General features: G+C 66.5%; 19 protein-coding genes. 8 read left to right on the top strand and 11 right to left on the bottom strand.

What is annotated here, in order from left to right:
* Positions 1 to 48: 48 nt before the first annotated feature.
* From nosZ to ABKS89_RS30050, 3 genes are all read right to left on the bottom strand, one after another.
* Positions 49 to 1,956, bottom strand: a complete 1,908-nt coding sequence (nosZ, locus tag ABKS89_RS30060) for a TAT-dependent nitrous-oxide reductase (RefSeq protein ID WP_348588848.1) — start codon at positions 1,954 to 1,956, stop codon at positions 49 to 51.
* A 27-nt stretch (positions 1,957 to 1,983) separates the two neighbouring features.
* Complete coding sequence (nosR, locus tag ABKS89_RS30055) at positions 1,984 to 4,131, bottom strand: transcriptional regulator NosR (RefSeq protein ID WP_348588849.1); 2,148 nt, start codon at positions 4,129 to 4,131, stop codon at positions 1,984 to 1,986.
* A gap of 74 nt (positions 4,132 to 4,205) precedes the next feature.
* A complete protein-coding gene (locus ABKS89_RS30050; RefSeq protein WP_138213597.1) occupies positions 4,206 to 4,517 on the bottom strand; it encodes a c-type cytochrome in 312 nt (103 codons plus the stop codon).
* A gap of 200 nt (positions 4,518 to 4,717) precedes the next feature.
* Between ABKS89_RS30050 and ABKS89_RS30045 the strand changes: the two genes are divergently transcribed.
* The 6 genes from ABKS89_RS30045 to ABKS89_RS30020 all read left to right on the top strand — a co-directional run bounded on the left by ABKS89_RS30045 (position 4,718) and on the right by ABKS89_RS30020 (position 10,232).
* Positions 4,718 to 5,515: a CbbQ/NirQ/NorQ/GpvN family protein gene (locus ABKS89_RS30045; protein WP_348588851.1), complete on the top strand. Its 798-nt coding sequence runs from the start codon at positions 4,718 to 4,720 to the stop codon at positions 5,513 to 5,515.
* A complete protein-coding gene (locus ABKS89_RS30040; protein ID WP_348588852.1) occupies positions 5,499 to 6,092 on the top strand; it encodes a cytochrome c oxidase subunit 3 in 594 nt (197 codons plus the stop codon). The genes ABKS89_RS30045 and ABKS89_RS30040 overlap by 17 nt, the downstream gene beginning before the upstream one ends.
* Positions 6,089 to 6,337, top strand: coding sequence for a cytochrome C oxidase subunit IV family protein (locus ABKS89_RS30035; protein WP_348588854.1), 249 nt, complete (start codon positions 6,089 to 6,091; stop codon positions 6,335 to 6,337). Before ABKS89_RS30040 ends, ABKS89_RS30035 begins: the two co-directional genes overlap by 4 nt.
* 113 nt (positions 6,338 to 6,450) lie before the next feature.
* On the top strand, positions 6,451 to 6,891 hold the full coding sequence (locus ABKS89_RS30030) for a c-type cytochrome (RefSeq protein WP_045213987.1): 441 nt from the start codon (positions 6,451 to 6,453) through the stop codon (positions 6,889 to 6,891).
* 2 nt (positions 6,892 to 6,893) lie between these two features.
* A complete protein-coding gene (locus ABKS89_RS30025) occupies positions 6,894 to 8,318 on the top strand; it encodes a cbb3-type cytochrome c oxidase subunit I (protein ID WP_138213601.1) in 1,425 nt (474 codons plus the stop codon).
* Positions 8,319 to 8,384: 66 nt separating this feature from the next.
* Positions 8,385 to 10,232 (top strand): nitric oxide reductase activation protein NorD, encoded by a 1,848-nt coding sequence (locus tag ABKS89_RS30020; RefSeq protein ID WP_348588855.1) that lies wholly within the window; start codon positions 8,385 to 8,387, stop codon positions 10,230 to 10,232.
* A 181-nt stretch (positions 10,233 to 10,413) separates the two neighbouring features.
* On the opposite strand, the gene ABKS89_RS30015 is transcribed toward ABKS89_RS30020, so the two are convergent.
* The 6 genes from ABKS89_RS30015 to nirK form a co-directional block, all read right to left on the bottom strand.
* Entirely contained in the window at positions 10,414 to 10,596 is a 183-nt protein-coding gene (locus tag ABKS89_RS30015; RefSeq protein WP_348588857.1) for a protein DnrP, read from the bottom strand.
* A gap of 3 nt (positions 10,597 to 10,599) precedes the next feature.
* The gene (locus ABKS89_RS30010) at positions 10,600 to 11,283 is read right to left on the bottom strand and encodes a Crp/Fnr family transcriptional regulator (protein WP_348588858.1); all 684 of its coding nucleotides are present in this window, start codon (positions 11,281 to 11,283) and stop codon (positions 10,600 to 10,602) included.
* A gap of 108 nt (positions 11,284 to 11,391) precedes the next feature.
* Positions 11,392 to 12,063: an iron-sulfur cluster repair protein YtfE gene (ytfE, locus tag ABKS89_RS30005; RefSeq protein WP_081519092.1), complete on the bottom strand. Its 672-nt coding sequence runs from the start codon at positions 12,061 to 12,063 to the stop codon at positions 11,392 to 11,394.
* A 96-nt stretch (positions 12,064 to 12,159) separates the two neighbouring features.
* Complete coding sequence (locus ABKS89_RS30000; protein WP_348588859.1) at positions 12,160 to 12,888, bottom strand: Crp/Fnr family transcriptional regulator; 729 nt, start codon at positions 12,886 to 12,888, stop codon at positions 12,160 to 12,162.
* A gap of 65 nt (positions 12,889 to 12,953) precedes the next feature.
* Entirely contained in the window at positions 12,954 to 13,766 is an 813-nt protein-coding gene (locus tag ABKS89_RS29995) for an SUMF1/EgtB/PvdO family nonheme iron enzyme (protein ID WP_348588861.1), read from the bottom strand.
* A 65-nt stretch (positions 13,767 to 13,831) separates the two neighbouring features.
* Positions 13,832 to 14,983: a copper-containing nitrite reductase gene (gene nirK / locus ABKS89_RS29990; protein ID WP_081519094.1), complete on the bottom strand. Its 1,152-nt coding sequence runs from the start codon at positions 14,981 to 14,983 to the stop codon at positions 13,832 to 13,834.
* A 243-nt stretch (positions 14,984 to 15,226) separates the two neighbouring features.
* On the opposite strand from nirK, the gene ABKS89_RS29985 reads away from it, so the two are divergent.
* Both ABKS89_RS29985 and ABKS89_RS29980 read left to right on the top strand, forming a co-directional pair.
* Entirely contained in the window at positions 15,227 to 17,404 is a 2,178-nt protein-coding gene (locus tag ABKS89_RS29985) for a PA5441 family protein (RefSeq protein WP_348588862.1), read from the top strand.
* Positions 17,405 to 17,409: 5 nt separating this feature from the next.
* Positions 17,410 to 18,117 (top strand): DUF3142 domain-containing protein, encoded by a 708-nt coding sequence (locus tag ABKS89_RS29980; RefSeq protein ID WP_348588864.1) that lies wholly within the window; start codon positions 17,410 to 17,412, stop codon positions 18,115 to 18,117.
* 209 nt (positions 18,118 to 18,326) lie between these two features.
* On the opposite strand, the gene trhP is transcribed toward ABKS89_RS29980, so the two are convergent.
* Positions 18,327 to 19,730, bottom strand: a complete 1,404-nt coding sequence (trhP, locus tag ABKS89_RS29975; protein WP_348588866.1) for a prephenate-dependent tRNA uridine(34) hydroxylase TrhP — start codon at positions 19,728 to 19,730, stop codon at positions 18,327 to 18,329.
* 220 nt (positions 19,731 to 19,950) lie between these two features.
* The gene (zwf, locus tag ABKS89_RS29970) at positions 19,951 to 21,426 is read right to left on the bottom strand and encodes a glucose-6-phosphate dehydrogenase (protein ID WP_348588868.1); all 1,476 of its coding nucleotides are present in this window, start codon (positions 21,424 to 21,426) and stop codon (positions 19,951 to 19,953) included.
* Between the last annotated feature and the right edge of the window lie 3 nt (positions 21,427 to 21,429).

The raw sequence follows: 21,429 nt of genomic DNA, 5'->3' as shown, positions 1-21,429 counted from the left end.
TCGTCGATACCCCGCCGGCGGTTGCCGGCGGGGCCAGGGGCCTGCTCGTCAGGCTTTTTCCACCAGCATGCGGCCGACCATCTCCATGTGCAGCGCATGGCAGAACCAGCTGCAGTAGTACCAGTGCAGGCCGGGCTTGTCGGCGGTGAAGGTGATGGAGGAGGTCTGCTGCGGGCTGATCTCCATGCTCACGCCGTGGTTGACCACGACGAAGCCGTGGGTGACGTCCTCGATCTCGTCCAGGTTGGTGATGGTGACGGTGACTTCATCGCCCTGCTTCACGGTGAACTCGGTGAGGCCGTAGGCAGGCGCGGAAGAGGTCATGTAGACGCGGACCTTGTTGCCGTCGCGGATGACCTTGTTGTCCTGCATCAGGTCGATGCCGTCGCGCTTGGCGATGGCCACGGTCTCGGCGAAGAACGGGTCCTTGCGGTCCCAGATCTTGCGGGTCTTGATCTGGTCGCGGCGGGCGAGGATGCAGTCATGCGGCTCGGCGAAGGTGGGGCCGTCGTGCACCAGCTTCATCTCGTCGCCGGAGATGTCGATCAGCTGGTCGTTCTCCGGGTGCAGCGGGCCGGTGGGCAGGAAGCGGTCCTTGGAGAACTTGCTGAGCACGATGATCCACTTGCCGTCGGCCTCCTTGGTCTCGGTCAGCGTCGCGTGGTTGTGGCCCGGCTGGTAGTGCACGTCGAGCTTCTGCTTGATGTAGTCGACCTTCTCGCCCTTATAGGCGCGAATCGCGTCGGCGATGCTCCACTTCACCAGCTGGCTGTCGATGAACAGCGTGGTATAGGCGTTGCCGCGGCCGTCGAAGGTGGTGTGCAGCGGGCCCAGGCCCAGTTCCGGTTCGCCGACGATGACGTCGCGCGGGTCCTTGAGCTTGCCGGCGAACAGGTCGGGCAGTTTGTCGATGGCGATGATGCTGCAGGTAGGGGAGAGCTTGCCGTTGGCGATGAAGTACTTGCCGTCCGGCGAGGTGTTGAGGCCGTGGGGGTTCTTCGGCACCGGGATGTAGCGGGTGACGACGCTGTCCTTGCCGTCCTTCTTGCGCCCGTCGACCACCGGCACCTTGCTGTCGCCCAGGGTGATGAAGCGCTTGGCCTTGATCTCCTTCTCGATCGCCGGGACGTCGAACACCACCACCCAGTCGCGCTCGTTGCGCATCATGCCGGCGAGATCGGTGGCCTTCTCCGAGTTGTAGCAGGTGGCGGCCGTGAAGCGGCCGGTGTAGTCCATGTCGCTGTTGTCGAGGTTGCCATCGACGATGACCTGCCAGGCGACTTCCATGGTCTCGGCGTCCAGCGCGTTGTACATCGTGAAGGCGTTGTCGCCGGTGATGTCGAAGCTCGTTCCGTCATTGGGGTGGGGGATGATGAACTCGGCGTTGCAGAACACGTACTGGGTGTGCGGTACCTTCTGCAGACGCAGGCCGTGGATGGCCTGGACGTTGGGAATGGTGGTGATGCGGTCGCACTTCATGATGTCCAGGCGGATGCGCGCGACCCGGCTGTTGGCCTTGTCGTTGATGAACAGGTACTTGCCGTCGTACTTGCCGTCGGTCATCGAGATATGCGGGTGGTGGCAGTCGCCGTTCTGGAAATGCGCGCTGTCGCCGAGTACGCGTTTGCTCTCGTTGGTCAGGCCCCAGCCGGTGGCCGAGTCGACGTTGAACACCGGGATGCGCATCAGCTCGCGCATCGATGGGATGCCCATCACGCGGACTTCGCCCTGGTGGCCGCCGCTCCAGAAGCCGTAGTACTCGTCCAGCTCGCCGGGGGCGATGTGGATCTTGTCCTGGGCCGACTTGACCGCGTCGGCCCAGGCCTCGCGAGAGGTGAACGCGCCCATCGAGCCTGCGGTCACCAGCGCCGCTGCGCCGGTGACCGCGGAGGCACCGAGGAAGCCCCGCCGGCTGAGCCCGGCGATCTCGTCGTGCTGCTGTTTCTTGTCAGTCATTTCCTGCTCCTTCCTGAAGGCAAATGGTCAGATCTGTTGCACCGCAATCAGCTGGTCGTCGTCGCTGGCAGTTGCCCGCTTGCCGCGCTTCTTGCGCTTGTTCACCAGCGGCGGGCACTTGTTCTCGTTGTGGTAGGTCATCTGGCAGTCGAGGCAGTAGTGGCACTCGTTGGCGTTGATCCTTCCATCGGGGTGGATGGCCTGGATCTCGCACTCCTTGGCGCACAGCTGGCACGGCTGGCCACACTCCTTGCGCCGCTTGAGCCAGTCGAACAGGCGGGCCTTGCCGGGGATCGCCAGCGCCGCGCCGAGCGGGCAGACGTAGCGGCAATAGACCTTGCGGGTGAACAGGTTGAGGACCAGCAGCAGCGCCACGTAGGCGACGAACCACCACTGGCGGTCGAAGTGCAGGGTGATGGCGGTCTTGAAGGGCTCGACCTCGGCGAAGCGCTCGGCGGTGGAGAGCGACTCCAGGGAGAGGCCGAACAGCACCAGCAGGACGATGTACTTGATCGCCCAGAGCCGCTCATGGACGGCGAAGGGCAACTCGTACTGCGGCACCTTGAGCTTGCGCGCCGCCTCGTTGAGCAGCTCCTGCAGGGCGCCGAAGGGGCACAGCCAGCCGCAGAACACGCCGCGGCCCCAGAGCAGGATGCTGGCGGCGGTGAAGGTCCAGAGGATGAACAGCACCGGGTCGATGAGGAACAGTTCCCAGCGGAAGCCTTCGAACAACGCGTGGACGAAGGTCAGCACGTTGACCACCGACAGCTGCCCCAGGCAGTACCAGCCGATGTAGGTCAGGGTGAACAACAGGTAACCCCGGCGCAGCCAATGCAGCAGCTGCGGACGGCGGGTCAGGGTGTCCTGCAGGAACAGGATCACCGCCAGCAGCCCCAGGGCACTGAGCAGCACGCCGATCTGGAAGCTCTTCTGGTACCAGACGCGCAACCACATCGGCCGCTTGGCATCGGCCAGCGCCTCCAGTTCGGCGGCGCTGGGCTGCGGCCGGTCGAGGTAGCCTTCGGGCGTCTGGTAGCCCAGGTCGAAGGTGGTGAACAGGCTGTCCACCGGGCCTGTCTGGCGCCGCACCAGCAGTTCCAGGTCCCACGGGGTGCCGGGGTCGAAACGCTGCGCGGCGCGGACGATGAAGATCGCCATCTCGACGAAGTGCGGCATGCCCTCGGCATAGGTGTCCGACAGGCGCTGGTAGTCGAGGTCGCGGAAGCTGAGGATGTCGCCGAACTGGCGGATCTGCACCCGGTCGAAGATGCCGCCGCGCACATAACCTGAGCCCTTGAACGAGTACTCGCCGCTGCCCATTACCACCACGGCGTATTCGTTCGGCTTCAGGGAGTCCATCAGCTCGCGGTACTGCCTGTCGCCGAGCAGGTTTCGGCCGACATTGGGCGGGTTCAGCAGGGCGGTATAGAGGTCTATGAACGTAGCTTCGCGCTGCTGCGCATCGCGGGCCTGGTCGACCTTCTCGGCGGCGGTGCCCTTGAAGGCATCATCGATCTGCCCGCGGGTCAGTTTCAGCTGGCGGATCGCGCCATTGCCCAGCAGCTCGCTCCAGCTTGCCGGCTGGTAGGCGTCGGCGCGGACGATGGCGGGCTTGGGCCGCACCTGGCCGTCGTCCTTGATCAGCTTGAGCGACACCGCCACGGTGCGGGCGGCGCGCATGACGATCTCGTTGACCACCATGACCGTCACGGTAGCGCCGGCGACGGCATCCACGGTGACCGTCTGCGGGTCGCCGGAGCGGCCCACGGCGACCCGCTGGTCGGCGCGCAGCCCGGAATAGCCGGCGGTGAAGGCGTGGAGTTTCTCTTCGGGAATGCCGATCAGCAGGATCGGCTCGTGGTGTTCGAGGACGTAGCTGTCGCGGATCACCGCCTGCGGATCGAGGATCACCTGGAGGTTGATCGGCTTGCCCGAATACGCGGGCATGCGGGTGACGCGGATACTCTGGAAGGCATAGCCCAGCAACTTGTCGCCGTGGGACAGGCGCCGCACGCCGTACTCGCCTTCGGGTTCGCCGATATGATCGGCCTGGGGAAACACTTGCTGGATGCGCGTCCGCTCCAGATCACTGAGCTCCGCACCCTGGACCGCCAAGCCGGCCATCAGCAACAGACAGCCGACCAGGAGCCTGAACCACTCGCGAACGCCCACCATGAGGCCTCCTTCCTCCATGCCCGAACGGGCAGAACTGCGTCAGAAGGCGGTGGGCGCCCATCTCACGCTGCAGGTCACTTCAGGGTGACGATCCACTCGGCCAGGGTCTTGGCTTCTTCCGGGCTCACGGCGTTGGCCGGCATCGGGATCGGGCCCCAGTTGCCCTTGCTGCCGGTCTTGATGCTGTTGGTGATGTGGGCGACACCATCGGCCTGTGGACCGTACTTGGCGGCAACGTCATGGAAGGCCGGGCCGACGAGCTTCTTGTCGACCGAATGGCAGGCCACGCAGGCCTTCGCCTTGAACAGCTCCTCGCCGGTGCTGGCCATCGCGGTTGTCTGGACCAGCATGCCGCCGAACAGCAGGGCTACCAGGGCTTTGTTCATGAACGTCTCTCCTCACAGGCTTGGCGCTTCAAGGCGCCGATCGTTTTCGCCGGCTTCCCGCCCGGCGTCTGTGGCGATTCTAGGAGCGGCCCATGCGGCTTCCGCTTGATGCCAATCAAGAACTTCCGGCGCCGTGCTTGAGGCAATCCGTCGCGCTGGATAGCTTGCTAACCGAAACTTCCTACCGAGATTCGTCCGCCATGAACGCCCCTGAGCAGAACAATCCGCCACTCTTCTACCAGCCATCCGGCAATGAGGTGGCGCTGTTCACACATGCTTCCGCCCAGGGCATGCCGGTGCTGATCAAGGGCCCGACTGGCTGCGGCAAGACGCGCTTCGTCCAGCACATGGCGCAGCGCCTGAACCTGCCGCTGTACACCGTGGCCTGCCACGACGACCTGTCGGCGGCGGATCTGGTCGGCCGCCACCTGATCGGCAGCGACGGCACCTGGTGGCAGGACGGCCCGCTGACCCGCGCGGTGCGCGAGGGCGGCATCTGCTACCTGGACGAGGTGGTGGAAGCGCGGCAGGACACGGTGGTGGTGCTGCACCCGCTGGCGGACGATCGCCGCGAGCTGTTCATCGAGCGCACCGGTGAATCCCTGGTGGCGCCGCCGGGCTTCATGCTGGTGGTGTCCTACAACCCCGGCTATCAGAACCTGCTGAAGGGCATGAAGCCCAGTACGCGGCAGCGCTTCATCGCCCTGCGCTTCGATTACCCGACGCCGGAAGTCGAAGCCGGCATCATCGCCCGCGAAGCCGGGGCTTCTTCCGAACTGGCGCAGCGCCTGGCGCAACTGGGTGTAGCCCTGCGCCGCCTGGGCCGGCAGGAGCTGGAAGAGGTCTGCTCGACGCGTTTGCTGGTACTCACCGCGCGCCTGCTGCAGGCCGGCGTGGCGCCGCGCGATGCCTGCCGCGCCGGGCTCGCCGAGCCGTTGTCGGACGACGAGGCCACGGTCGCCGCGCTGATGGACCTGGTCGATGTCCATTTCGCCTGAGGCAACGCTCAGTGCCCGGCGCCTGCCGGGCGACCTGGCGATGTGGTTCTTCATACTCGCCGAGCTGACCGTCTTCGCCATCCTCATCATCGTCTTCGCCGTGACCCAGCACCTGGACGTCGAAGGCTTCCGTGCCGGGCGCGCGCAGCTGGACCTGTCCACCGCCCTGGCGCTGACCCTGACCCTGCTCACCGCCGGCTTCTGCGGGGCGCTGGCGGTGGAGCAGGTGCGCCACGGCCGGCAGCGCCGTGCGGCCGCCCTGTTGAGTTTCGCCGTGCTGCTGGGGCTGGCCCACGTGGTGCTGAAGTCCGGTGAATACCATCACCTTGCCGCGCGTGGGCTGGACCTGGAATACAGCACCTTCTTCACCCTGTTCTGGCTGATCACCGGCTTCCACTTCCTGCACGTGCTGCTGGGGTTGGTGATCCTCGGCTGGATGACCCTGCGCTGTCTGCGCGGCGCCTACCGCAGCGACGCCCTGGGCGGGCTGGAGTCTGGCGCGTTGTATTGGCACATGGTCGACCTGGTCTGGGTGGTGCTGTTCCCGCTGGTCTACGTGCTGGCGCCTGGCTCATGAAGACGTTGCTGCTCGCCTGGCTGCTGATGCTGCCGATGTCCGTCGCCTCCGTCTGGCTCGGTCACCACGCGCCCGACCTGCTGCTGCCGGTGGCGGCGATCCTGCTGCTGGGCCTGGGCAAGGCCTGGATCATCGCGCTGCGTTTCATGGAGCTCAGCCACGGCCCGCGCCTGTGGCAAGCGCTGCTGCTCGGCTGGCCGCTGGTGGTCACCGGCGTGATCCTGGCACTGCACGCAACCCCCTGATTTCCCTTCGGAAAAATACCTGACTGGAAGCATTGGTCTTTCTTGATTGCCATCAAGCGAGACGTCCTAGGACGCTTCCTACAATGGCCCCGACCGTGACCTAGGAGGGCCCCATGTCAGAGACATTTACCAAAGGGATGGCGAGGAACATCTACCTGGGAGGAGGCGTTTTCTTCTTCCTGGTGTTCCTCGCGCTGACCTATCACACCGAAACCACCTTCCCCAAGCGCACCAACCAGAGTGAGCTCACCGAATCGGTGGTGCGCGGCAAGCTGGTGTGGGAGCAGAACAACTGCGTGGGTTGCCACTCGATCCTCGGTGAAGGCGCCTACTTCGCGCCGGAGCTGGGCAACGTAGCGGTTCGCCGTGGCGGTGACGCGGCCTTCGGCAGCTTCCTCGCCGCCTGGATGAAGATGCAGCCGCTGGGCGTGCCCGGTCGCCGGCAGATGCCGCAGTTCCACCTGAGCGACCAGGAGGTCACTGACCTCGCGGCGTTCCTGCTGTGGACATCGAAGATCGACACCAACAAATGGCCGCCGAACAAGGAGGGTTGAGCATGAACCCGGGCAATCCCTATCTGAAATTCGCCTCGCAGTCGGTGGCCAAGCCGTACTTCGTGTTCGCCCTGATGCTCTTCGTCGGGCAGATCGTCTTCGGGCTGATCATGGGCATGCAGTACGTGGTCGGTGACTTCCTGTTTCCGGCGATCCCCTTCAACGTTGCACGGATGGTGCACACCAACTTGCTGATCGTCTGGCTGCTGTTCGCCTTCATGGGCGCGGCCTACTACCTGATCCCCGAAGAGGCCGACCGCGAGCTGTACAGCCCGAAACTGGCCATCGTGCTGTTCTGGGTGTTCGCCATCGCCGGCGTGCTGACCATCCTGGGCTACCTGCTGGTGCCCTACGCGGGCCTGGCGAAGCTGACCCACAACGAGCTGCTGCCGACCATGGGCCGGGAGTTCCTCGAGCAGCCGACGATCACCAAGATGGGCATCGTGGTGGTGGCGCTGGGCTTCCTCTTCAACATCGGCATGACCATGCTCAAGGGCCGCAAGACCGCCGTCAGCGTGGTGATGATGACCGGCCTGGTCGGTCTGGCGGTGTTCTTCCTGTTCTCCTTCTACAACCCGGAAAACCTGGCGCGCGACAAGTACTACTGGTGGTGGGTCGTGCACCTGTGGGTGGAAGGCGTGTGGGAACTGATCATGGGCGCGATGCTGGCCTTCGTGCTGATCAAGATCACCGGCGTCGACCGCGAGGTCGTGGAGAAATGGCTCTACGTGATCATCGCCATGGCCCTGATCACCGGCATCATCGGCACCGGCCACCACTTCTTCTGGATCGGCGCGCCGCAGGTCTGGCTGTGGCTGGGTTCGATCTTCTCCGCGCTGGAACCGCTGCCGTTCTTCGCCATGGTGCTGTTCGCCTTCAACATGGTGAACCGTCGTCGCCGCGAGCACCCGAACAAGGCCGCCGCGCTGTGGGCCCTGGGCACCACCGTGACCGCCTTCCTCGGCGCCGGCGTGTGGGGCTTCCTGCACACCCTGGCTCCGGTGAACTACTACACCCACGGCTCGCAGCTCACCGCCGCCCACGGCCACCTGGCCTTCTACGGCGCCTACGCGATGATCGTCATGACCATGATCAGCTACGCCATGCCGCGCCTGCGGGGCATCGGCGAAGCGCCTGACGCCCGTGCGCAGAGCCTGGAGATCTGGGGCTTCTGGCTGATGACCATCTCCATGCTGCTGATCACCCTGATGCTCACCGCCGCCGGCATCGTCCAGGTCTGGCTGCAACGCATGCCCGCCGATGGCGCCGCCATGCCGTTCATGGCCACGGTCGACCAGCTGAAGATCTTCTTCTGGCTGCGCCTGTATGCCGGTATCGGTTTCTTCATCGGGCTGATCTGCTACCTGCTGAGCTTCCGCCAGCGCGGCCGTGTGGCCGTTGCTTCTGGCGCGGCTCAGGTGAGCTGATCGATACCGTCCACCCGGGCCCGTCCGCTTTGCGGCGGGCCCTTTTTTCGTTCTGCAGAGGGCGCCATGACCATCCACCTCGAAATCGAAGAAGGCTTCGGTCGCGTCTGGCACCGCTTCATCACGCGCCGCGCCAGCCCGGAGTTCGAAGAGGCAGCTGTCAGCCTGGATGAAGTGCGGCGCAGCCTGCTGCTGCTGTTCCGCGGCACCGGCGGCGAGGCCGGGGTCGGCGTGGAAGCGGCCAGCGCCCGCGAACTGCTGGTGCGCCGCAGCCTGCTGCAGCAGGTGGCCGGCACCTGCCAGCAATTGCCGGTGGCCTGGTTCGACGCCGATTCCCTGCGCCTGCCCGCGCAGCTGGCGGTGTACCCCGACGCCGAGCTGAACCGCGAACTCTACCGCTGGCTGGCGCTGCTGGCCGCGCACAGCCAGCCGATGCACCACTGGGCGCGCGACAACCAGGCCTGGACCTGCGCGGTGCTGGAGCACTACCCGCTGCTGCGCCCGCGCTACCGTCGGCTGGTGGAAGCGCTGCTCAGCCTGCGTCCCGCCCCCGACGACCTGCCGCCCGCCGAAGCGCAGCTGGAGCGGGCGCTGCAACGGGCGCTGCGCGATCCGGGCAGCGTCGAGCGCCTGCCGCGCAGTGAAAAAGCACCCTGGCCAGTGCCGCTGTGGCTCTACCCGCCGCAACGCCTGGCCGCGCCGCAGCACACCGACCTGATCGACGGCGACGAGCACGGCCGCTCCGCCCACAGCGAAGCCAAGGGCCTGGCACGCAAGCGCGCCGAGCGGGTCGAGCAGGACCCCGGTCGCGGCGGCCTGCTGCTGTTCCGCCTGGAAAACCTGTTCAGCTGGTCCGAGCACATCGAACTGGATCGCGCCGGCGACGACAGCGAGGACCTGGACGCGGCGAAGGTCGCCGACGACCTCGATCACCTGAGCATGTCCCGGCAACGGCAGAAGAAGGGCGGCGGGCTGAAGCTCGACCTCGACCTGCCGGCCGCCGACTTCGACGACATGCCGCTGGGCGAGGGCATTCGCCTGCCGGAATGGGATTACCGTCGCCAGCAACTGATCGAAGACCACGTCTGCCTGCAGCCGATGCTGCCGCGCGACGCGGTACCGGCGCCGCTGCCTGACGCCCTGGCGCCCATTGCGCGGCGCCTGCGTCGGCAGTTCGAGAGCCTGCGCCAGCAGTCCCAGTGGCTGCGCCGACAACCCCAGGGCGCGGAGCTGGACCTGGAAGCCTGGCTGGACTTCAGCGTCGAGCGGCGCCTGGGCGCGTGCAGCGAGCCAGGGCTGTTCCTCGAGCGCCGGCAGACCCGCCGCGACCTTGCGTGCCTGCTGCTGGCGGACCTGTCGATGTCCACCGACGCGCACATCGACAACGACCACCGGGTGATCGACCTGATCAGCGACAGCCTGCTGCTGTTCGGCGAGGCGCTGCAGGCGGTGGGCGATCGTTTCGCGCTGTACGGCTTCTCCTCGCTGCGTCGCCAGCAGGTGCGCCTGACCCAGCTGAAGACCTTCGATGAGCGCCACAACGATGTGGTGCGCGGGCGCATCCGCGCGCTGCGCCCCGGCTACTACACGCGCATGGGCGCGGCGATCCGCCGGGCCACGCAGCTCCTTCTGGAGCGCAAGGAGCGCCAGCGCGTGCTGCTGATCCTCACCGACGGCAAGCCCAATGACCTGGACCTGTATGAGGGGCGCTATGGTGTCGAGGACACCCGTCAGGCCGTGCTGGAAGCCCGTCGCGCGGGACTGGTTCCGTTCTGCATCACCATCGACCGCGAGGCGGCCGACTACCTGCCGCACCTGTTCGGCAGCCAGGGCTATCTGTTGATCAACGACCCGGCGCAGCTGCCGGTGCAGTTGCCGCAGCTCTACCGGCAGCTCACCCGCCGGCAGGGCTAACCATTGTGAGGGCACGCCCTGCGCGCGATCGCGGGCATGGCCCGCTCCTGCAGGGTGAAACCACGGGGTCAGATTGGGGACGTAGGGCGAATGAAGCGAGACGCTTCATCCGCCATGGCGGATAACGCCGTGGGCGTTATGCGCCCTACAGGATTGAAATCACGGCGTCAGATGGGGGAGTTCAGCGCGGCAACCAGACCATCATCACCCCGCAGAACACCGCGAGGAGGGCGCAATACCAGGCGAAGCGCCGCAGCCGGCGCTGCTTCGCCCGTTCCTGGTCCACCGGCAGGGGCATCCCACACTGCGGGCAATCCGCAGCGTCCTCGGGGCTCTCGTGCTGGCAGTACAGGCACTGGCGCATGGCTTACTCGAACTGTTCCAGCCGCGCCACGTCGAGTACCTGCACGGTGCGACCGTTGAGGTCGATGATGTGCTCGTCGATCAGTCGCCGCAGCACGCGGGAGAAGGTTTCCGGCTGGATCGAGAGGTGCCCGGCCACCAGTTGCTTGGCCATCGGCAGTTCGAAGCGGCTGTCCTGGTTGCCATGGCGGTTGAGCTGGGTGATCAGGTAGCGCACCACGCGGTGGGTGGAGTTCTTCAGCGACAGCGTCTCGATCTCGTTGATCCGCCGGTGCAGGCGCACGCAGAGGGTGGCGAGCAGGGAGAAGGGCAGCTGCGGGTTGCTGTGCAGCAACTCCATGTAGGTGCGGTTGGCGAAGCGGTAGACCTGCGTGGGCTCCAGCGCCTGGGCCGAGGCCACGTAGTCGGAGGTGTCCATCAGCATCATGGCTTCGGCGAAGGTCTGCCGGCTGCCGACGACCTCGAGCACCTTTTCCTGCCCCTCCGGCGTCAGGCGGTAGATCTTCACCGCACCGGAAATCACGAAGTAGAACGAGTGGGCCGGCTCGCCCTGGAGGAACAGCTTGTCGCCTTTCTCCAGGTTGAGCAGCGTGCTGGTGGAGAGCAGCTGCTCCAGCTGTTCTTCGTTGAGTACGTTGAACAGATGGTGGCCGCACAGAATCTGGTGGTGGACGCGATGCGCGAGCATGGCGGAGCGCTCCTGGGCGGGGACAATCCCGCCAGTATGCGCGATGCCGCTGGGCAGCGTGGTGAGACAAGCTGTCACTGGTCGCCCTCCTGGCTCCCGGTCCGGCACTCAGGCCGGGTGGTTGGCGCCCAGGAACAGCAGGTTGTTCTCCAGGTGGATGTGCTGCATCAGGTCGCGGCGCAGTTCTTCCAGGCCGCTGTAGAGGCGGCGCCAGCTGTTGCAGCCGTCCGCCGGCACGGTGAGGTCGTCGGTCAGGTCGGCCAGCGCGGCGAGAGACTGCGAGTGCTCGTCGTGCTCATGGCGCATCACGCCGATCGGGCCCTGCACGTGGGTCAGCGGGATGCCCTGGCGCAGCCAGGGGAACAGCACGCTCTCCTCCTTGCACATGTGCCATTCCAGCTCTTCCTGCATCTTCTTCAGGTGCGCGGTCAGCCCGGCGGGGCATTGTGGATGCGCGGCGTGGGTCTTCTCGACGCGCTCGGCCAGCGGGATCAGCGCCGGCAATTGCTCGCGGTGGACCTTGTGGTAGCGCTCGAGGATGTGGTCGATCAGCTGGTCGTTGCTGGTCAGGCGCCAGTCGGTCTGGTCGTTGGCCGGTGGCAGCGACTGCAGTTCGGCGGCGATGCGCTGGGCGTCGAGGCCCTGTTCGCTGGCGGCTTCGCCCAGGCTGCGCTGGCCGGCGCAGCAGAAGTCGAGCTTGTAGTCGTGGAACAGCGCGGAGCTGCCCGGCAGGCTGAAGGCCAGGTCGCTCAGGGTGCGCTCGGTGAGGTTGTCGGTCATGGCGGGCCTCGGGTGGAGTGGGGCACGGCGGCCGCAGTCGTCGTGGCGGTGGTGGTGAGTCTAGGGAAAGCGGCGCGCCGGTCTCCTTGATTGCAGTCAAGCGCCCTCGTTCACCACTTCCCGCTCGTCGCCGCCGGCGACCCGCATCAATTGCTGCGGGTTGCACACCAGCAGCTTCTGCCGGCCGCCGACCACCAAGCCGCGGTCTTCCCAGGCGCTGAGGATGCGCGAGACGGTGTGCAGGGTGGTGCCGGTCATCTCGGCGATGTCCTGGCGGGTGACCGGGAAATCGATGCGGATACCGTCGGCCTCTGGTCGACCGGACTGCTGCACCAGGCGCAGCACGGTGTGGGCGACGCGTCGTTCGACCTCTTCCGTGGCCAGCTCGCAGAAGCGCACGTGGGCTTCCTGCAGGCGCTCGCCGATGGCCTGCACGGTGTTCAGGGCGAAGCCGGGGTGGCGGGCGAGCAGGGGTTCCCACTGGCTGGTGGGCCAGGCGAGGACCAGGCTGTCCTGGCTGGCCGTGGCGGTCGCGGGGTAGTCGCGCCGGCCGAGGGCGCGGACGAAGCCGAACAGATCGCCGGGATTGACCACGCGCACCAGCACGCGCTGGCCGTCGCCGGTGAGCTGGGTGGCTTTGAGCCGGCCGTGCACCAGCAGGTAGAAGCTGGTCGCCGGCGAGCCTTGCTCGAACACGGCCACGCCGCTGTTCAGGCGCAGGATGCTGGCCTGGCGGAGGATGTCGTCCTGTTCCTCGCGGCTGCTGTTGGCAAATGGCGGCAAGCTGCCCAGCCAGGCGCGGTTCAGCGAGATATCAGCGGTCACGGCAATGATTCCCGTCGGTTCGCCGCAGCATAACGGTTAAGCGCTGCGGCGAAACTTGAGGGGAATCAAGGGATGTCTCTGACCAGGCGGAAGCCGAGGTTGTCCGGTGGCTGGCCGGCGCTGCAGCCGCCGCCGCGGGCATCGCGGACGAAATCGTTGATCGCCGCGCGGTGACGCCCTTCGGCGATGCGGATCGAGCAGTACTCGGCGCGATGGGTCTGGGCGCCCTGGGCGTCGAGGTTGACCCGCTGGTGGCAGCTCTGGGTCCATTCCCAGACGTTGCCGCCGAGGTCGGCCACGCCGTACTCGTTCAGCCCGTGGTTGCCGCGCGCCTGGGGCAGCGCCGAGGCGCTGGTGCGGGTTTCCGCTTCCAGACGGTAGCGCGCCAGCCAGCGCCGGGCAGGGTTGCTGCCGTCGTCATCTTCGATACGCAGGGCGTCGTCGGCCCAACGGGTGCCGGCGAAGAAGGCCCACTCGCGGTCGGTCGGCAGCCGCCATTGCTGGCCGGTGCGTTTGGACAGCCAGTCGGCGTAGAGCTGCGCGTCCAGCAGGCTGGCGCCGGTCAGCGGCAGGTCGTCGCGGGGAGCACTGTTGTCCAGTGCCAGGCAATCGCCCTCGGCCACGCAACGGGCGTATTCGCCCTGGCTGACCTGGAATTTCATGACTTCGAAGCGCGGGGCGAGGTGCTCACGCTGCGACGGCGCATCCACTGCCTGCTTCTCCAGCCAGTAGTCGCCCGCCGGGCGGAAGTCGAAGTCGCGGGGTTCGAGTCTCACGGTTTGCGGCGCGAGTTCCGGTGCGTACTGCGGCCGCAGCAGGAGGAAGGCCCCGCCCAGCAGCAGTGCAACGGGTACGCCGATCAGGAGGGTCTTGCGCATGGTTGGCCCGGTCGCCCGTATCGTTTACTGGGAAAGGGCCGGCCCGGTTGGGCCGGCCTCGGGGCTTACTTGATCGCAGTCGGCGGCTGGATCTGGCTCATCAGGTCGTTGTTCCATTGGCCTTCGACCTGGATGTGCGCCGCGGCTCCCAGCAGCACAGCCTCGATGAGGTTGTGGTTGAGATAGGTGTACAGGCCCGGCTGCAGGAAGGTATACAGCGCAGCGCCGGCCGCACCGCCCGGGATGAACCAGGTTTCCAGGTCTTCCTCCGGCGGGTTGTGGAACTTGCCGGTGGCCCAGACATGGTCGCCATGGCCGCCGATGAGGTGCGGGCGAGTATCGCGGTTGGCCTGGGAGTGGACGATCAGCACGGTCTCGCCGACGTTGGCCTTGAGCGCGTTCTTGCCGGTGAGGGCGCCGACCTTGCCGTTGAACACGATGTGGCTGGGGATCAGCCCCTTCATGACTTCCTGCATGTCGTTGTAGCTTTCCATCGGCGTGCCGTAGCGCTTGAACTTGCCGTCCTTGTCGCGCGGGACGTAATAGTCCTGCTCGCCGATGTAGACCACCTTGTCGTACTTCAGGGACTTGCCTTCGCGGTCCTTCAGACCGTCGCGCGGCAGCACCATGATCGCGCCGTTCATGCCCGAGACCACGTGCCACGGGATCATCGCGCCACCCGGCGCGCAGTGGTAGACGAACACGCCGGGGCGGGTGGCCTTGAAGCGCAGCTTCACTTCCTCGCCGGGCTGGATGATGGTCAGCGCGCCGCCGCCCAGGGCGCCGGTGGAGGCATGGAAGTCGATGTTGTGGGTCAGGGTGTTGGTCGCCGGGTTGACCAGGGTGAGCTCCAGGTAGTCGTCCTGGTGCACCACCATCATTGGCCCGGGCACCGAGCCGTTGAAGGTCATGGCGTGGATCTCGGTGCCATCGTCGTCGATGACCAGCTTCTTCTCCTCGATCACCATGCGGAACTGCACGACCTTGGGCTTGCCCTTGGCGCGTTGCTCGTGGGCATGGACGAACGGCGGGGCGACCAGCTCGACCTGGACGTGCTCCAGCTTCGAGAGGTCCAGGGCCGGACCCATGTTCTTCGGCGCTGCCTCCCCGTCGGCCATGGCCTTGCCGCTGCCGAGCATGCTGCCGGTAACGCCCAGCACCACGGCGCCGGCCAGCAGGGTGCGGCGGGAAAGCGAAATCTCTTCCTGATCAAACATGGGTAACTCTCCGTAATCGACGAACTGTCGTTGGCTACAGAAATACCCGGTCGGCAGATTCCTTCTTTGAGCCGGAACAAAGAAGGAATCAGCTGGACAACGTGTCGCAGGCTCTGCTGTGCGGTAGATCGCGTTTACAGTCTTGTACCCATGCGGGCGGGCAAGAGTGGGCGCGGCGAGGTAAGATTCTCCCTGCTCTGAATTCCGGCCCGGCGTGCGGGCTGCAACGGACAAGGATCATTCATGCGTCTGTACGGACTGACCCTGCTGGCCCTGATCACCGGCTGCCTTGGCGTGCAGGAAGCGCGCGCGAGCAGCGACGACTCCTGCTACCCGAGCTGGAACCTCAAGCGCGACTCGCTGGACGTGTGCAACAGCCTGCCATTCCTGAGTCCGGGCAACGACAGCCGGGTCAACCTGCAACTGCTGCTGGCCGACGCCGGCCAGGCCAGCATTCCCAACCACGCGCTGACCGACGACGAGCAGCAGCTGGGCTACGGCCAGGTGCCGTTCCCGCTGGCGCGCTGGCTGGAAGGCGCCGCGCCAGGGGATTCGACCGACAGCTCCAGCGCTGCCAGCACCGCGCCGCTGGCCGACCTCGCCGCGCGCATCGGCCTGCCGGCGGATGCCGTGCAGTCCTCCGCCGACAGCTTCGCCAGCGGTGAAGGCAGCCGCTGCCGCAGCAACAACGCGGGCACCGCCCAGGACTTCCTCAGCCAGCTGCTGCTGGTCGACAGCCTTTCCGCCGGCGAACGCCAGGGCCTCGCCCGCGCGCGCCTGACCCTGCTGGGCGCCTGCCAGTGGGACGAAACCCAGCTCAGCGTGCTGCTGCCGGGTGACCTGCAGAGCGCACCGGCCAAGGCCTATCGCAGCTACCTCAAGGGCGCCGCGGACTTCTACAGCGGGCGCTTCGGCGACGCGCTGAAATCCTTCCGCGCCCTGCAGGACAGCGACCAGCCCTGGCTGAAGGAAACCTCGCGCTACATGGTCGCCCGCGCCCTGCTCAACCAGGCGCAGCAGAACGCCTTCGACGAGATGGGCTACCCGGACCTGCGCAAGGTCGACAAGAAGATCCTCGCCCAGGCCGAAACCACGCTGGGCGATTACCTCAAGGCTTATCCACAGGGCCGGTACAGCGCTTCGGCCAAGGGCCTGACGCGTCGCGTCTACTGGCTGATGAGCGATGAAAGCCGGCTGGCCGGCGAGTACGCCGAACTGTTCGCTCGCGAAGATGCCGACGATCTCGCCCAGCTGGTGCAGGAAGTCGACAACAAGCTGCTGGTCACCGCCCACCCGGCCGACGTGCGCGACGCGCGCCTGCTGGCGGTGCTCGACCTGATGCAGATGCGCCACCACGAACCCAGCGAACCCCGCGCCCTCGACGCCGCCGGCCTGGCCGCGCAGAAGGACCTGTTCGCCAAGTACCCCGGCCTGCACGACTACCTGACGGCGGCCTTCCTGCTGTACGTCGAGGAAAAGCCTGCCGAGGCGCTGAAATCCCTGCCGGCGGAACTGCCGGCGAAGCTCGATTACCTTGCCTTCAGCCAGCAGACCCTGCGTGGTTTCGCCCTGGAAGCCGGCAACGACTGGATCGCCGCCGAGAAGCTCTGGCTGCGCCTGCTGCCGCTCGCCGAGCAACCGCTGCAGCGCGAGCAGCTGGAGCTGGCGCTGGCTTTCAACTACGAGCGCAGCGACCGCCTGGTGAAGGTCTTCGCCGAAGGCTCGCCGGTGCATACGCCGATCATCCGCGAGATTCTCCTGCGCCACGTCGCCGGCCCCGACCTGCTGCGCCAGCAGGCCAAATCCACCAGCATCTCGGTGGAGGAGCGCGACACCGCGCTGTTCGCGCTGCTCTACAAGGACCTGCTGCACGGCCAGTACCAGGCCTATATCGACGACCTCGCGCTGTTGCCCACCGACGGCAGCGGCAAGCCGCTGGGCGCCAGCATCGGCTACCTCTACGGCAGCATGCCGCTGTCGCTGTTCCAGTGGCCGGGCGGCAAGAACGACAGCGGCTACGAATGCCCGGCCATCGTCGACGTTGCCCGCGACCTGCTGCAGAACCCGCAGCCGCCCAAGGCGCTGAACTGCCTCGGCGAGTTCATCCTGCGCAACGGCCTGGACGGCTTCCCGCTGGATACCCAGCCCAGCGAGCGCGAGCTGGGTGGCGGTGAGTCGCTGTTCCCCGGCACGCCCTACTCGCGCATGGACGGCTACCTCAAGGTCATCGCCGACAAGCAGGCCGTGGAAGAAGACCGCGCCTACGCGCTGTTCCGCGCCATCAACTGCTTCGCGCCCAGCGGCTACAACGGCTGCGGCAGTCAGGACATCGCCCCGTCGCAGCGCAAGCAGTGGTTCCGTACCCTCAAGGGCCAGTACTCCGCCACGCCCTGGGCGAAGTCCCTGAAGTACTACTGGTAAGCCCCGTGCGGCGCGTGCTGGCCCTGGCGCTGGCGTTGCTCGCGGGCAACGCCCCGGCGGCCGGCGTGGACGCTGCGGACCACGATGCCTTTTGGCTCTGGAGCGGCGTCGCGCCCCAGCCCGTGCTGGCCCAGGCACGCACTCTCTACGTCCTGCAGGGGCAGGTCAGCGCGCCGCGCCATAGCGATGGTCGCGCCCGGCTGATCGCCCAGGGCATTGCCATCCCGCGCCTGAAGCAGGGCGAGGTGTGGGTGGTCTACCGCGCCCACACCCTGCGCTGGAACGAGGACATCTACCGCACCCTGCTCTCGCAACTGCGCCGCTGGCGTGCCGCCGGCAATCCGGTCGTGGGCGTGCAGATCGACTTCGATGCGCGCACGCGCTACCTGAACGAGTACGTCGACTTCCTCCAGGACCTGCGCACGCGCCTGCCCGCGGGCTGCAAGCTGAGCATCACCGGGCTGATGGACTGGGGCAGCAACGCCGCGCCGGAAACCATCAACCGCCTGGCCGGCGTGGTGGACGAAGTGGTGGTGCAGACCTACCAGGGGCGCCAGACCATCCCTAACTACCAGGCCTACCTGCCGCGCGTGGCGCGGCTGCAGCTGCCTTTCCGCATCGGGCTGGCGCAGTACGGGCAGTGGCAGGCGCCGGATTACCTGGCGAAGAGCCGGTGGTTCCGGGGGTATGTGGTGTTCCTGCAAAACCCTTGAGCCCGTTGGGATCTGCTCTCTGTAGGATGGGTGGAGCGCAGCGATCCCCATGCTGCCGGTACACGGGATTGATGGGTATCGCTGCGCTCCACGCCATCCTACGGGCGCTTCGACGGTTGTTCCGGTAGCAACGTAGGGCGCATAACGCCTCGGGCGTTATCCGTGATTGCGGGCATGGCCCGCTCCTACAGGGAAACTCCGGCGGTCAGTCAGCTCCCGCCACACCCGCACTTGCCGCAATCGCTCCCGCAACCACTGGCCGCCGCCGACTCCCGCGCATCGCGGGTGGTGCCGCTGTTCAGGTTTCGCATCAGCAGGGCGTATTGCAGGTCCAGCTCCTCGGGCACCGGGATATGGACCACATGGCCGTCGCCGGGCGCGACGCCGATGGAGTCGCCGCGGTTGTTCTCCAGCGCGTGCAGGCGGAAGGTACGGTTGCCCGCCGGGGTCATCAGCTCGACGCTGTCGCCCACCTCGAAGCGGTTCTTCACCCGCACCTCGGCCAGCCCATTTCGGCGCTCGCCGGTGAACTCGCCGACGAACTGCTGGCGCTCGGAGAAGGAGTGGCCGTGCTGGTAGTTCTGGTACTCGTCGTGCACGTGGCGGCGCAGGAAGCCCTCCGTGTAGCCGCGGTGGGCGAGGGACTCCAGGGTGTCCATCAGGCCGAGGTCGAAGGCGCGCCCGGCGACGGCATCGTCGATGGCCTTGCGGTAGGCCTGGGCAGTGCGTGCGACGTAGTAGTGGGACTTGGTCCGACCCTCGATCTTCAGCGAATGCACGCCCATCTGCGTCAAACGTTGCACGTGCTGGATGGCGCGCAGGTCCTTGGAGTTCATGATGTAGGTGCCGTGCTCGTCCTCGTAGGCCTCCATCAGCTCGCCCGGGCGGTTGGCTTCTTCGAGCAGGACGATTTCCTTCGTCGGCGCGCCGATGCCCAGGGTCGGTTGGACGTTGCGCACCGCGTGGCCCAGCTCGTCCTCATGGGCGGCGTGGGTCTGGTATTCCCAGCGGCAGGCGTTGGTGCAGGTACCCTGGTTGGGGTCGCGGCGGTTGATGTAGCCCGACAGCAGGCAACGCCCGGAATAAGCCATGCACAGCGCGCCGTGGACGAAGACTTCCAGTTCCATGCCCGGCACGCGCTCGCGGATCTCGCCGATTTCCTCCAGCGACAGCTCGCGGGACAGGATCACCCGCTTGAGCCCCTGCTGGCGCCAGAACTCCACGCTGGCCCAGTTCACCGCGTTGGCCTGCACCGAGAGATGGATATCAACCTCGGGGAAATGCTGGCGAACCAGCATGATCAGGCCGGGATCGGACATGATCAGCGCATTCGGCCCGAGGGCGATCACCGACTCCACGTCCTGCAGGAAGGTCTTTAGCTTGGCGTTGTGCGGGGCGATGTTGACCACCACGTACAGGCGCTTGCCCTGGGCGTGGGCTTCGTTGATGCCGGTGGCGAGGTTGGCGTGGTCGAACTCGTTGTTGCGCACCCGCAGGCTGTAGCGCGGCTGGCCGGCGTAGACGGCATCGGCGCCATAGGCGAAGGCGTGGCGCAGGCTCTTCAGCGAGCCGGCGGGGCAGAGCAGTTCGGGGGAAAACGGCGTGGGGGACATGGCGGCGCAGCGGGTAGTGGGAAAAAGGCCGCCACTCTAGGAAATCCGCGGGTTGCGCGTGCTGAGCGAGGTCAACGGATGCGCTATCCGCGCCGCCATGCTCTTCGTAGGATGGTGTGGTGCGCAGCGATACCCATCAATACCTCGCGCCGGCAGCATGGGTATCGCTGCGTTCCACCCATCCTACGTCGTGTTCATCCGGTGAGATCGGCGCGGCGCATCACTCCAGCCAGCGCCGCCCCTGCAGCTCCAGCAGCGTCTGTGCCTGTTCCGGGCCGTTGCTGCCGGCCGGGTAGGGGCGCGGGCTCAGGTAGTGCTCGTGCCAGCCCTTGATGATCGGGTCGACCCAGCTCCAGGCCGCTTCCACCTCGTCGCGGCGCATGAACAGCGTCGAGTCGCCCTCGATCACGTCCAGCAGCAGGCGTTCGTAGGCGTCCCAGCGGCGCTTGTTGGTGCTGAAGGCCTGGGCGAGGTTGAGGTCCAGCTCCACCGGCTCCAGCTGCATGCCCTTGCCGGGGGTCTTGGCCATCAGCTGCACGCTGATGCGCTCCTCCGGCTGCAGTCTTATCCACAGGCGGTTGGCCGCGCCGGCGCCGCTGCCGATCAGGCTGTTGGGCACCGGCTTGAACTGGATGACGATCTCCGAGCATTTCTTCGCCATGCGCTTGCCGGTGCGCAGGTAGAACGGCACGCCGGACCAGCGCCAGTTGTCGATCTCGGCCTGAACGGCGACGAAGGTCTCCGTATCGCTGTCGTTGTCGACATTTTTCTCGAACCAGTAGGCCGGTACTTCCTGCCCGCCGATGTGCCCGGCGGTGTACTGGCCGCGCACGGTCTTGTCCTGCACGTCCTGCCCGGAAATCGGCCGGAGCGCCTGGATAATCTTCACCTTCTCGTTGCGCACCGCTTCGGCGTCGAAGCGCACCGGCGCCTCCATGGTCACCAGGCAGAGCAGTTGCAGCAGGTGGTTCTGCACCATGTCACGCATGGCCCCGGCATGGTCGTAGTAGCTGCCGCGGTTCTCCACGCCCAGGGTTTCGCTGACGGTGATCTGCACGTGGTCGATGTGCCCGTTGCGCCATACCGGCTCGAACAGGGTGTTGGCGAAGCGCAGGGCCATCAGGTTCTGCACGGTTTCCTTGCCCAGGTAGTGATCGATGCGGAACACCCGCGATTCGTCGAACACTTCGCCGATGGCCTGGTTGATCGCCACCGCCGATTCCAGCGAATGCCCCAGTGGCTTCTCCAGCACGATGCGCGCCAGCGGCCCGGCGAGACCGGCGATCTTCAGGTTCTGCGCAATCGGCGCGAACAGGCTCGGTGCGGTGGCCAGATAGTGCACCAGCACCCGGCCGTCCGTGCGTTTGAGGGCCTTGGCCACGCGACCGAAGTCGGCGCTCTGGGAGGCGTCCATCGCCACGTATTCCAGGCGCTGGGCGAAACTGCGCCAGGCCTCGGCGGAAAAGTCGCTGCGCGCCACCTGGGCGCGGCAGTTGCGTTCTGCCAGGGCGAGGTAGGCGGCGTTGTCGCGCTGGCTGCGGGCGAGGGCGAAGATCCGCGTGTCGGCCGGCAGACGATTCTCCCGGTGCAGGTGGTAGAGCGCCGGCAGCAGCTTGTGCAGCGCCAGGTCACCGCTACCGCCGAACACCAGAATGTCGCAGGAGCTGGGAAGACTAAGGCTGGCGGGCGTATTCAAGAC

This window comes from Pseudomonas sp. LABIM340 (genome assembly GCF_040017195.2).
Taxonomy (GTDB): Bacteria; Pseudomonadota; Gammaproteobacteria; order Pseudomonadales; family Pseudomonadaceae; genus Pseudomonas.
The sequence above is the reverse complement of the archived record's forward strand: the minus strand, read 5'-3'. Positions and strand labels throughout refer to the sequence as shown.